The organism is Janthinobacterium sp. SUN128, assembly GCF_030587275.1.
Classification (GTDB): Bacteria; Pseudomonadota; Gammaproteobacteria; order Burkholderiales; family Burkholderiaceae_D; genus Janthinobacterium; species Janthinobacterium lividum.
The window spans coordinates 288,601-299,302 of the sequence record NZ_JAPWHY010000003.1; the positions used below are offsets into that span (position 1 = coordinate 288,601).

General features: G+C 59.2%; 14 protein-coding genes and 1 pseudogene. 1 reads left to right on the plus strand and 14 read right to left on the minus strand.

Going from position 1 to position 10,702, the window contains the following annotated elements:
• Position 1: 1 nt before the first annotated feature.
• The 11 genes from rpsC to creB all read right to left on the minus strand — a co-directional run bounded on the left by rpsC (position 2) and on the right by creB (position 8,249).
• Positions 2-826 carry a 30S ribosomal protein S3 gene (gene rpsC / locus O3297_RS24050; RefSeq protein WP_034753199.1) on the minus strand — a complete coding sequence of 275 codons (825 nt, stop codon included), beginning with the start codon at positions 824-826 and terminating at the stop codon, positions 2-4.
• Positions 827-835: 9 nt separating this feature from the next.
• The gene (gene rplV, locus O3297_RS24055; RefSeq protein ID WP_170840583.1) at positions 836-1,168 is read right to left on the minus strand and encodes a 50S ribosomal protein L22; all 333 of its coding nucleotides are present in this window, start codon (positions 1,166-1,168) and stop codon (positions 836-838) included.
• Positions 1,165-1,440, minus strand: coding sequence for a 30S ribosomal protein S19 (gene rpsS, locus O3297_RS24060; RefSeq protein ID WP_008444295.1), 276 nt, complete (start codon positions 1,438-1,440; stop codon positions 1,165-1,167). The genes rplV and rpsS overlap by 4 nt, the downstream gene beginning before the upstream one ends.
• Before the next feature lie 10 nt (positions 1,441-1,450).
• A complete protein-coding gene (rplB, locus tag O3297_RS24065) occupies positions 1,451-2,278 on the minus strand; it encodes a 50S ribosomal protein L2 (RefSeq protein ID WP_034753198.1) in 828 nt (275 codons plus the stop codon).
• Positions 2,278-2,595 carry a 50S ribosomal protein L23 gene (gene rplW, locus O3297_RS24070; RefSeq protein WP_010394398.1) on the minus strand — a complete coding sequence of 106 codons (318 nt, stop codon included), beginning with the start codon at positions 2,593-2,595 and terminating at the stop codon, positions 2,278-2,280. Before rplW ends, rplB begins: the two co-directional genes overlap by 1 nt.
• A complete protein-coding gene (rplD, locus tag O3297_RS24075; RefSeq protein ID WP_034753197.1) occupies positions 2,592-3,212 on the minus strand; it encodes a 50S ribosomal protein L4 in 621 nt (206 codons plus the stop codon). Before rplD ends, rplW begins: the two co-directional genes overlap by 4 nt.
• Before the next feature lie 3 nt (positions 3,213-3,215).
• Positions 3,216-3,872 carry a 50S ribosomal protein L3 gene (gene rplC, locus O3297_RS24080; protein WP_010394393.1) on the minus strand — a complete coding sequence of 219 codons (657 nt, stop codon included), beginning with the start codon at positions 3,870-3,872 and terminating at the stop codon, positions 3,216-3,218.
• Positions 3,873-4,197: 325 nt separating this feature from the next.
• Positions 4,198-4,386 carry a hypothetical protein gene (locus O3297_RS24085; protein WP_034778275.1) on the minus strand — a complete coding sequence of 63 codons (189 nt, stop codon included), beginning with the start codon at positions 4,384-4,386 and terminating at the stop codon, positions 4,198-4,200.
• A gap of 241 nt (positions 4,387-4,627) precedes the next feature.
• Complete coding sequence (gene creD, locus O3297_RS24090) at positions 4,628-6,019, minus strand: cell envelope integrity protein CreD (protein WP_305050467.1); 1,392 nt, start codon at positions 6,017-6,019, stop codon at positions 4,628-4,630.
• 86 nt (positions 6,020-6,105) lie between these two features.
• The gene (gene creC, locus O3297_RS24095; RefSeq protein WP_305050468.1) at positions 6,106-7,527 is read right to left on the minus strand and encodes a two-component system sensor histidine kinase CreC; all 1,422 of its coding nucleotides are present in this window, start codon (positions 7,525-7,527) and stop codon (positions 6,106-6,108) included.
• Complete coding sequence (gene creB, locus O3297_RS24100; protein WP_034778498.1) at positions 7,524-8,249, minus strand: two-component system response regulator CreB; 726 nt, start codon at positions 8,247-8,249, stop codon at positions 7,524-7,526. Before creB ends, creC begins: the two co-directional genes overlap by 4 nt.
• A 176-nt stretch (positions 8,250-8,425) precedes the next feature.
• Here creB and O3297_RS24105 point away from each other — a divergent pair, with 176 nt between their 5' ends.
• On the plus strand, positions 8,426-8,974 hold the full coding sequence (locus tag O3297_RS24105) for a tetratricopeptide repeat protein (protein WP_070259510.1): 549 nt from the start codon (positions 8,426-8,428) through the stop codon (positions 8,972-8,974).
• Between the two features lie 19 nt (positions 8,975-8,993).
• On the opposite strand, the gene O3297_RS24110 is transcribed toward O3297_RS24105, so the two are convergent.
• From O3297_RS24110 to O3297_RS24120, 3 genes and pseudogenes are all read right to left on the minus strand, one after another.
• Positions 8,994-9,839 carry a DUF817 domain-containing protein gene (locus O3297_RS24110; RefSeq protein ID WP_034778270.1) on the minus strand — a complete coding sequence of 282 codons (846 nt, stop codon included), beginning with the start codon at positions 9,837-9,839 and terminating at the stop codon, positions 8,994-8,996.
• 215 nt (positions 9,840-10,054) lie between these two features.
• Positions 10,055-10,372 (minus strand): 30S ribosomal protein S10, encoded by a 318-nt coding sequence (gene rpsJ / locus O3297_RS24115; RefSeq protein ID WP_010394389.1) that lies wholly within the window; start codon positions 10,370-10,372, stop codon positions 10,055-10,057.
• A 179-nt stretch (positions 10,373-10,551) separates the two neighbouring features.
• Positions 10,552-10,702: pseudogene (locus O3297_RS24120) on the minus strand (elongation factor Tu); the annotation flags it as partial.

Genomic DNA, 10,702 nt, shown 5'->3' on the forward strand with positions numbered 1-10,702 from the left:
ATTATTCTCCTGCTTTCTCAGCTGGTGCTGCTGCGGCGGCCGGTTTAGCGGCGGTACGCACACGTGCACCTGGTGCTGTGGATGGTTTCGCACCGGCACCGGCTGGACGTGGACGGCCAGCTGGCTTGCCATCGTCACGGCGTGGGCCGCGGCTTTTCTTCTCGTCAGCTGGGGTATCGATGACTGGTGCATCGCCGTTAGGCGCGCGGTCACCTTTGTATACCCACACCTTGACACCGATGATGCCGTAGGTGGTCGACGCTTCGCTGGTACCGTAGTCGATATCGGCGCGCAGGGTATGCAGAGGCACGCGGCCTTCGCGGTACCACTCTTTACGCGCGATTTCGATACCGTTCAGACGGCCGGACGACATGATCTTGATACCGAGAGCACCCAGGCGCATTGCATTTTGCATTGCACGCTTCATGGCGCGGCGGAACATGATCCGTTTTTCCAGCTGCTGAGCGATCGAATCGGCGATCAGTTGCGAGTCGATTTCTGGCTTGCGAATTTCTTCGATGTTCACGTGAACAGGTACGCCCATGATCTTGGTCAGCGCCGACTTCAGTACTTCGATGTCTTCGCCTTTTTTACCAATGACCACGCCTGGACGCGAGCTGTAGATCGTGAAGCGCGCGTTCTTGGCTGGGCGCTCGATAACGATGCGGCCAACGGAAGCGTTCTTCAGTTTCTTTTTCAGGTAAGCACGTGCTTTCAAGTCTTCGTTCAGCATGGCAGCGAAATTACCGTTGCCTGCATACCAGCGCGAAGCCCAGTTACGGGTGACCGCCAGACGGAAACCGGTTGGATGAATTTTCTGACCCATCGTGGCTCCTTAGTTACCGACAGTCACGTAAACGTGACAGGATTGTTTCGAAATACGGTCGCCACGGCCTTTTGCACGCGCGGTGAAGCGCTTCAGGACCGGGCCCTTTTCGACGTAGATCGTTTTCACGAACAATTCGTCGATGTCCGCGCCATCATTGTGTTCGGCATTCGCAATAGCGGATTCCAGAACGCGTTTGATGATCGCAGCACCTTTTTTCGGGCTGAATTGCAAGATGTTGAGTGCAGCGTCAACTTTCTTGCCACGGATCAGGTCAGCAACCAGGCGGCCCTTTTGGTCCGACAGGCGCACACCTTTGAGGATAGCTTTAGTTTCCATTATTTCTTAGCCTTTTTGTCAGCTGCATGGCCCTTGAACGTACGGGTCAGTGCGAATTCGCCGAGCTTGTGACCAACCATGTTTTCGGAAACATAAACCGGCACGTGCAGCTTGCCGTTATGAACCGCGATCGTCAGGCCGATAAAGTCAGGCATGATTGTCGAACGACGCGACCAGGTTTTGATTGGCTTTTTGTCTTTGGCTGCTTGCGCGGCTTCAACTTTTTTCACCAGGTGGGCGTCACAGAACGGCCCTTTTTTCAATGAACGTGTCATGTGCTACCCCTTATTTCTTGCCGCGGCGCGAGACGATCATGGAAGTAGTACGCTTGTTGCTGCGTGTTTTCTTACCCTTAGTCTGTTGGCCCCAAGGCGAAACTGGATGACGACCAGCTGCTGTTTTACCTTCACCACCACCGTGCGGGTGATCGACCGGGTTCATGACCACACCGCGAACGGTAGGACGAACACCGCGCCAGCGCATCGCACCAGCTTTACCGATTTTACGCAGGCTGTGCTCGGCATTGCCGACTTCACCAACCGTTGCACGGCACTCGATGTGCACGCGACGTACTTCACCCGAGCGCAGACGCACTTGAGCGTAGGTACCTTCACGTGCCATCAGCACAACGCCAGCGCCAGCGGTACGTGCCATTTGGGCACCTTTACCTGGCAGCATTTCGACGCAATGCATCACGGTACCGACTGGGATGTTACGGATTGGCAAGCAGTTACCCGATTTGATCGGTGCTTCCGAACCGTTCATCACGCTGTCGCCAACGGCCATGCCTTTGGTTGCGATGATGTAGTGACGTTCGCCGTCGGCGTAGCACAACAGAGCGATATTCGCGGTGCGGTTTGGATCGTATTCGATACGTTCCACTTTCGCTGGAATACCATCTTTGGTGCGCTTGAAGTCGATCAAGCGATAGTGTTGCTTATGACCACCACCGATATGACGGGTGGTGATGTGACCGTTGTTGTTACGACCAGCGGTCTTGGATTTCTTTTCAACCAGGGCAGCGAACGGACGACCTTTGTACAGGTCGGCATTCACCACCTTCACCATGCCGCGACGGCCTGGCGAGGTTGGTTTCATCTTAACGAGTGCCATTATGCAGCCTCCTCGGAGAAGTTGATTTCCTGGCCAGGCTTCAGGCACACGAAAGCACGCTTGGTATGGTTACGACGACCGTTGAACTTGCCGGTGCGTTTTTGCTTACCTTCGCGGTTTGCAGTTTGCACGGACAGAACTTCAACCTTGAACAGCAGTTCGACCGCTGCCTTGATTTCAGGCTTGGTTGCATCCGGCAGTACGCGGAATACAATTTGCTCGTTCTTTTCCGCGACCATGGTGGCCTTTTCGGAAATCACGGGCGCCAACAGCACCTTCATCAAGCGTTCTTCGCTATGTTTCAAAATCGCGCTCATGCCAGCATCTCCTCAATCTTGGCCAATGCAGCTTTGGTGACCAGGATCTTCTTGTAGAACACCAGGGACATCGGGTCTGCGTGACGTGGCTCAACGACGAGTACGTTAGGCAGGTTGCGCGATGCCAGTTCCAGGTTTTCGTTCAGAACGTCGGTGATGATCAGAACCGAATCAAAGCCCAGGCCGTTCAATTTTTGCGACAACAGCTTGGTTTTTGGCGCGTCGATCGTCAGATCGTCGATGACGATCAGGCGCTCTTCGCGAGCCAGCTGCGACAGGATCGAGCAGATACCTGCGCGATACATTTTTTTGTTCACTTTGTGGGTGAAGTTTTCGTCAGGCGAGTTCGGGAAAATCCGACCACCGCCGCGCCACAGTGGCGACGACGACATACCAGCACGAGCGCGGCCGGTACCTTTTTGGCGCCATGGCTTTTTCGTCGTGTGGTGAACTTCTTCACGGTCTTTTTGCTTGCGGTTACCACTACGTGCATTCGCTTGATAAGCGATGACGACTTGGTGGATCAGCGCTTCATTGTAGTCACGGCCGAAAATCGTATCGGCTGCAGCAACGTTCGAGGCGGCTTGACCTTGCGCATTCAGAAGCTTGAGTTCCATCGTTTAAGCTCCCTTCTTGGCTTTGGTTTTGATGGCTGGCGAGACAACTACCTGGCCATTTTTCGCACCTGGAATCGCACCTTTGACCAGCAACAGCTGACGGTCGGCATCGATACGGGCGATCACGAGGTTCTGGATCGTACGGTTAACGTCACCCAGATGACCGGTCATGCGCTTACCAGGGAAAACGCGACCTGGATCTTGTGCCATACCGATGGAACCTGGAACGTTGTGCGAACGCGAGTTACCGTGCGTTGCACGGCCAGAAGCGAAGTGGTAACGTTTGATAACGCCTGCATAGCCTTTACCGATGGTAACGCCTTGCACGTCGATCTTTTGACCGACTTCGAACAGGGAAGCAGCGACAACATCGCCAGCTTTCAGTTCAGCGGCTTTAGCAGCGTCGACACGGAACTCTTTCAACAGAGTACCGGCTTCAACGCCAGCTTTAGCGTGATGACCAGCAACAGCTTTGGTCACGCGGGAAGCGCGACGTTGACCGAATGCGACCTGAACAGCGGAGTAACCATCTGTTTCAGGGGTTTTGATTTGCGCAACACGGTTGTTCGATACGTCCAACACGGTGACCGGGATCGAATCCCCTTCATCCGTGAAAATGCGCATCATACCAACCTTGCGACCGAGAAGGCCTAGGCTCATTTTTTCTCCATTCCCACCTGCGATTGGGCGGGGCTTGTTTAACTACAAAGTAACGTAGGACTCAAAAAAGACGAATCCATACCGAAGCCGGCTAGTATATAGCACAAAAACCCTTGACGCAACAAGTTAACACGAGGTATGTCAAAGTGTTGCGCGACGCCCCTGCGGGAGTTGTCGGCGGGCCTGAAAAACGCTGCCGCAAGGCAATTAGACGGACGCAAAGCACGGCGGCATGCGCCCTGGCGGGTGATGCCAGAAACATACAGGGCGCGCCGCGGCGTGCGCCCCCTGCCCTTCCCCATCCCGGGCGCGATGCCCGGGAAGCTTACTGCTGGCAGTTGCTCAGGCAATGCCCGTACAAGTCCTCGCAGATGGGGCTGCCACCGAGGTGCGCCCGGCAATTGGCCACTTTCTGTCCGCACTCGCTGTAGCACTGCGTGACATCGCCGGCAGCAAACGCATACGAGGCGCTCAGGCCCAGCGCAAACAGGAAAGCCATCGTTTTCTTGATCATATTTCATCTCCGTTTTATCAGATGGAAGAACAACCAGGACGACACGCCATCCTCGCACCGCCCCGGGCAGACGCCGCGGCGCCCGCCATTACTTAAAAAGCAATGCCAATAGAATACCGTAAACAATACCAACCAACTACCAATTATCGGTGCCGCCCGTGTCCCACCAAAAAAAACAGCCCGGACACATCACCGTCCGGGCTGGCTGCAAGCATCGTGGCGCATGGCGCCCGCATAGCCCCTACTCTTGCGGCACTCCCTTCCCAATCTGATACCAGTCCACCTTGCGCGTTGCCACCATGATGACGGCCAGCACGGCGAACAACAGAATGCTGCCCATCACCAGCGCGTTGTTTTCCGAGCTGAGCAAGCCATACAGGGTGCCATACAGCAAGGTCAGGGCCACGCCGAAGCCGATGCCGCGCCACATGTTGTGCAGCACGTGCACCAGATAGAAGCTGGTCAGGGCGATACAGGCGGCGCTGGCGGCCAGATAGGCGGCGAGGAAGGCGATGTGCTCGGCCAGCCCCACCAGCAGCAGGAAGAAGATCACCAGCGACAGGCCCACCAGCAAATACTGCACCGGGTGGATCGGCAGGCTCTTCAAAATTTCAAAGATGAAGAAGGCGGCAAAGGTCAGCGCCACGAACAGCAAGCCATATTTCGTGGCCCGGTCCGATTGCGAATACACGTTCACCGGCTCGATGAAACCGACACTGAAGCGGTCCACCTGGCCCAGCGGCGCACTGTCGGGCACCTTGAATTCCCCCTCGATGGAGCTTAGCTGCGTTTGCGCATTGGTGGCCAGCGACGAGATATTCCACGCCACATTGAAACCACTGGCATCGATCTGGCGATTCTTCGGCGACGGCAGGAAGCGCCCGCCAAATTGCGGATGGGGCCAGTTCGACTTGATCTGGATCTGGCTGTTCTTGGCCACCGGCACGAAGTGCTGGCGTTCGATGCCATCGAGGCCCAGGTCAAAGCTGAAGCGCACCTGCTGCTGCGCCGCCAGTGGCATGGCACCCAGCGGCGCGTGCAGGCCGCTGCGGAAGGCCAACAGGTCGGTACCCTGCTCGAACTCGATCTTTTGTCCGCCCCAGTCGATTTTCGGGATATTGCGGATGCCGCGCACGTCCTCGATGGACAAGGCCACGAAAGGCGCACCGACGGTCACGCGCGAGTCCGGCGACTTGCGCGGCAGCTGGCTGCTGGCCGGCACCGTGAAGTCACCCTTGAAGGCGTGCTGGCCGCTGTAGACCAGCACCTGGTGGATGCCGCGGTAGCGGCGGTCCGTCTCGATATTGCCGTTGATCTGCAGGTCGTTCGGATACACGAGCAAGCGGCGCTGCACCGTGCGACGCAGCAACTCCGTGCGCACGGGTAACTTCACTTCCTTGTCATCGCCCTTGGCCACCTCCACGCGCTCTTCATACTGCTCCGTATAGGGAATCACCAGAATGGGGCCGATGATGGTTTGTTCGCGCACCGAATCGGCGGCGATGCTGTTGACGGCTTCCTGGCGGAATTCCATCCGCTCCTTGATCGTTTCCTGAATCATCAGCAAAGGCAGGCCGATCAGCAGCATCAGGCCGAACACGATCAACGCTTTGACTAAGAGAGTTTTTTGCATGGCGCATCCTTGAAGTAAGGTGGCCAGTGTAAAAAAGCTGTATGCGCTGACGATGCAGTCCGTGTGAAGCCGGCAAATAAAAAGCGCTAGGCTATTGGCAGGCACAGGCGCGCGCAGGCGCCGCCTTCCGCATGATTGAGCACCTCGACCGTGCCGCCGTGCAGGGAAGCCACTTCGCGCACAAAGGGCAGGCCCAGACCCGTGCTCTTGCCGGCGCTCGGGCGCGGCAAAGAATAAAAGCGCTCGAAAACGCGCTCGATCGCATACGCGGGGATGCCCTCGCCCCGGTCGCGCACGGCAATTTCCACTCGGATGCCCTGGCGCCGCGCCGTCAGGTCGATGCAGCTGCCCGGTGGCGCAAAGCCGACCGCGTTGTCGAGCAAGTTACCCAGCGCCTGGCGCAGCAGCAGGGCATCCCCGGCCACATTCGCCTCGTCGGCCTGCAGCTGCAGGCGCACGCCGCGCGCCGCCAGGGTGGCGGCCGCGTCCTGCGCCACTTGCGCCAGCAGGGGCGCCAGCGCGATGCGCTCGGGGTTATCCAGGCGCTGCTGCTTTTCCACGCGCACGAGGGCCAGCAGCTTGTCGATCAGTTGCCGCTGGCGCGCATTCTGTTCCAGGATACTGGCCAGGAAGCGGCGGCGCTCGGCCGGCGGCATGTCTTCCTGCAGCAGCTCGGCCGAGGCCTGGATGGCGGCGATCGGGCTTTTCAATTCATGCGCCAGCGTGTGCATCAATTGCTCCACATATTCCTTGCCCTCCAGGCGCGTGCGCATCGCCTCGAGGGCGCGCCCCAGGGTGCCGATCTCGTTCTTGCCCAGCGCCGGCAGCGCCACCTTGCGGCCTGCCTCCACGTCGCCGATGTAATGCATCAGCTTGCCCAGCGCATGGTGCAGCCACCAGGCGAATGCCAGGCCGATCAGCAGCGACAGCAGCAACAGCACGGCGCCACGCTGCAGTATCTTGCGCTGGCTGCGCTCGACAAATGCTTGCACGCTGGCATTCGGCTTGGCCACCGTCAGCACGCCGATCACCTCATTGCCGTCGCGAATCGGCGCGGCCACGTGCATCACCGTCGACATCTCGTCATCAGGCCGGCTGCGCGTGCTGCGCGCACCATACTTGCCCTGCAAGGTGAGATACACGTCATTCCAGCGCGAATAGTCGCGCCCCACGTCGCGCCCGCTGGAATCGAACAGCACGATGCCGTGCCGGTCCGTGATGGTGATACGGTAATCGAGCGTGCGCTTGCGCACGCCATTGATATTGACGTCCACGCCATGGCGCGCGTAATCCTGCATGCGTTCGGCCACAGGCGACTGCGCCAGCGTGCCCGCCTTCAGGTCGGGCGCCACCAGGCTGGCCAGCAGTTGCGAGGTATCGACCAGCGTGTCTTCCAGGGTCGAGCGCACGCCGGGCTTGACCTGCTCCATGAAGACATTCAGCAGGAACCACGCGGCCAGGCCGACGATCAGGAAGTAGCCGAGCAGGATGCGCAGGCCGATCTTCATGCGCCAGCCAGGCTGTAGCCGAGGCCACGGTGGGTGTGGATCGGGTCGACCTGCGCATCGACGGCGCGCAGCTTGGCGCGCAAGGATTTGACATGCGCATCGACGGTACGCTCGAGCGTGTCGGGCGCACCGCTCCACACGCGCTCCATCAGCTGCGCGCGCGACAGCACGTGGCCCGGATGCTCGAGCAGGGTTTTCAACAGCAGGTATTCATAGCGGGTCAGGTCCAGCGGCTGGCCGTGAAATAGCACTTTCGCCTCCAGCGCGCGCAATTCAAAGCGTGCCGGCACGGTCATGGCAGCGGCTATCGTCATGCCAGTCTCGCGGGGCACCTGAACGACGCCGGCGCGGCGTAGGATGACGCGGATGCGCGCCACCAGTTCGCGCGGCGAAAACGGTTTGGTGACGTAATCATCGGCGCCGATTTCCAGGCCGACGATGCGGTCGATCTCGTCGCTGCGGGCCGTCAGGAAGATCACCGGCACCTCGGAAAACTGGCGCAGCCGGCGGCACACTTCCAGCCCGCTCATGTCGGGCAAGCCCACGTCGAGCACCACCAGAACGGGCATCTGTGCGGCTTCGCCGGGCGTTGGACGCAGCGCGGCCAGGGCGTGCTCGCCCAACATCACATGGCGCGGCGTAAAGCCGTCCGTGCGCAAGGCATAGGCGATGCTGTCGGCAATCGCCTGTTCATCTTCCACGATCAGGACAGTCTTGGACATGGCGGCGGCACGCATTAATGGACAGACCCGGAGTATCCCTGAAGCACGCAAGCGGCGTCAATCGCGCGCCTTGCCGCGCGCCGGCGAAAAGCCGCCCAGCCCCAAAAAACTTATAGTATATTTATCATGGCATGACTCCACCGATACACCGTGTTTGACACCCGTCCGAGGAGACTATGAAGACCCATACCATCAGTTTGCTATGCGCTGTCAGCCTGCTGGCCGCCTGTGCGGCGCCAGCGACGATCACCACCTCCAATGAACAGCAAGACGCCTGCAACGCGGCCGAACTCAAAGGCCAGTTTGGCGAAGCAGAGCTGGCTTGCGTAAAAGCGCTGCAGAGCGCCGAGCAAGCCGGGGCCAGCGCGGATATCCTCTCGCAGCGCCAGTACAACCTGGGCCGCGTCAAGCGCTTGCAGGGCAAGAATGCCGAAGCGGAGCAGCTGTACCGGCAAGCGCTGGCCACGGAAGAAACGGCGCAGCCACGCAGCGATGCGCGCGTCGGCCGTCGCATGGTGGAACTGGCGTCGGCGCTGGCCGCGCAAGGCAAATGGCAGGAAGGCACGGGCTATCTGGAACGCGTGCTGCCGCTGCTGCCGAAGCTTTCGCCCGCCTCGCGCACGTATTCGGCGGAAGTGCTGCGCCAGTACGCCAGACAGCTGCAAGGCGGCCCGCAGGCGGCGCTGGGTGCACGCTTTGAAGCCGTCGCGGCCAGCCTGCAATAAGCAACTCCCGGAGCCCGGCCTACGGCTGGGCGACGTGGATGCTGGCCTTGATGTGCTTGAGGTGGGCCACGATGGTGAACGTCATCACCACCAGCAGCGACCATGAACTCCATTTGCTGACATGCACCACCGACCAGGCGCCAAGCTGGTTCGGATAGCGCCACACGCCCCAGAAGGTGCTGATGTTTTCAGCCAGCCAGATAAAGAAGCCGACCAGCACGAAACCGAGCAGCAAGGGCATGCTGCGGTCGCGGTCGAGCGGGCGGAACACCACGGTGGTGCGCGCATACAAGCCCAGCGCGCAGGCAGCCAGGTACCAGCGGTAATCGCCGATGTAGTGATGCGTGAAGAAGTTGGCGTAGATCAGCAGCGCGATCAGCACCGCCATCCAGTACGGCGGATGGTGGCGGATCCGCATGTCGAGCAGGCGCCAGGTCTGGATGATGTAGCTGCCGACGGCCGCATACATGAAGCCGGAAAACAGGGGGACGCCGAACACCTTGCTGTAGGCAAAGTCGGGATAACTCCACGACTGGATCGTGCCCGACACCTTGAACACCTCCAGCGCAAAGCCGACCGCATGAAACAGGCAGATGGCTTTCAGTTCATCCCACGTTTCCAATCCGCTCCACAGCATCGCGCCCTGGATCGCCAGTGCCGCCAGCAGCAGCACGTCATAGCGCGGCAGGCCGAACAGGCCGGCGCGCGGCACCAGGAACACGGCAGCAAAAAACAGCCCGACGAACAGGCACGACCTCGCCTCCTTGATGCCGAAATACAAAAATTCGGTCAGGAAGCGCGGCCAGCCGCGCAAGCGTTGACGGGGCGTCGCATTTAACAGGTGAGTATCGAGGGCATTAAGCATGCAGCAACTTTATCGGCCGCCCGCGGCACTGTAAAGCGATTTTGCACACATGCGCCGGGTCCGCCCGTGTTGGGCATGCACCAATAGCAATGGGGCCGGGCGCACTCACGATCGTGAGCAGGCCCGGCCCCATCATCAGGCAGCGGGACACCCCGCCGGCCTGGAACAGCTGTCAACACCTGATGCTACGGTATTGTCAGCCGCCCTTGAAACTATTATTGCAGTTTGATTTCGACATCAACACCAGCTGGCAGGTCCAGCTTCATCAGCGCGTCAACGGTTTTGTCTGTTGGGTCAACGATGTCCATCAGGCGTTGGTGCGTACGGATCTCGAACTGATCGCGCGAAGTTTTGTTGACGTGCGGGGAACGCAGCACATCGAAACGCTGAATACGGGTAGGCAGTGGTACTGGGCCTTTGACGACAGCGCCGGTGCGCTTCGCGGTTTCAACGATTTCCAGAGCGGACTGGTCGATCAGTTTGTAATCGAAAGCCTTCAGGCGGATACGGATTTTTTGGTTTGGTGCCGACATGATATTTCCTTAAAAGAACGAACCGCGCGGTCTGCACGGCAATGAGGTCATACGGGAATTTCTGACGCAACAACCGTCAGGGTCGACATGATAGCACCAAAATGCTTGCCAGCCCCGGCAGTTGAATAAAAAGAAGGGCGCCGGGCGACGACGCGTCTTCTTTTATGCAGGCTTAAGAATTAAGCCAGGATTTTTGCAACAACACCAGCGCCGACGGTACGGCCGCCTTCGCGGATAGCGAAGCGCAGACCTTCTTCCATCGCGATCGGGTTGATCAGCTTGACGGTGATCGACACGTTATCGCCTGGCATGACCATTTCTTTGTCTGCT

Bases quoted from the DNA above. Each gene is read 5' to 3' on its own strand.
- rpsC (WP_034753199.1), bottom strand. From the start codon at position 826: ATGGGTCAGAAAATTCATCCAACCGGTTTCCGTCTGGCGGTCACCCGT.
- rpsS (WP_008444295.1), bottom strand. From the start codon at position 1,440: ATGACACGTTCATTGAAAAAAGGGCCGTTCTGTGACGCCCACCTGGTG.
- rplB (WP_034753198.1), bottom strand. From the start codon at position 2,278: ATGGCACTCGTTAAGATGAAACCAACCTCGCCAGGCCGTCGCGGCATG.
- rplW (WP_010394398.1), bottom strand. From the start codon at position 2,595: ATGAGCGCGATTTTGAAACATAGCGAAGAACGCTTGATGAAGGTGCTG.
- rplD (WP_034753197.1), bottom strand. From the start codon at position 3,212: ATGGAACTCAAGCTTCTGAATGCGCAAGGTCAAGCCGCCTCGAACGTT.
- rplC (WP_010394393.1), bottom strand. From the start codon at position 3,872: ATGAGCCTAGGCCTTCTCGGTCGCAAGGTTGGTATGATGCGCATTTTC.
- O3297_RS24085 (WP_034778275.1), bottom strand. From the start codon at position 4,386: ATGATCAAGAAAACGATGGCTTTCCTGTTTGCGCTGGGCCTGAGCGCC.
- creD (WP_305050467.1), bottom strand. From the start codon at position 6,019: ATGCAAAAAACTCTCTTAGTCAAAGCGTTGATCGTGTTCGGCCTGATG.
- creC (WP_305050468.1), bottom strand. From the start codon at position 7,527: ATGAAGATCGGCCTGCGCATCCTGCTCGGCTACTTCCTGATCGTCGGC.
- creB (WP_034778498.1), bottom strand. From the start codon at position 8,249: ATGTCCAAGACTGTCCTGATCGTGGAAGATGAACAGGCGATTGCCGAC.
- O3297_RS24105 (WP_070259510.1), top strand. From the start codon at position 8,426: ATGAAGACCCATACCATCAGTTTGCTATGCGCTGTCAGCCTGCTGGCC.
- O3297_RS24110 (WP_034778270.1), bottom strand. From the start codon at position 9,839: ATGCTTAATGCCCTCGATACTCACCTGTTAAATGCGACGCCCCGTCAA.
- rpsJ (WP_010394389.1), bottom strand. From the start codon at position 10,372: ATGTCGGCACCAAACCAAAAAATCCGTATCCGCCTGAAGGCTTTCGAT.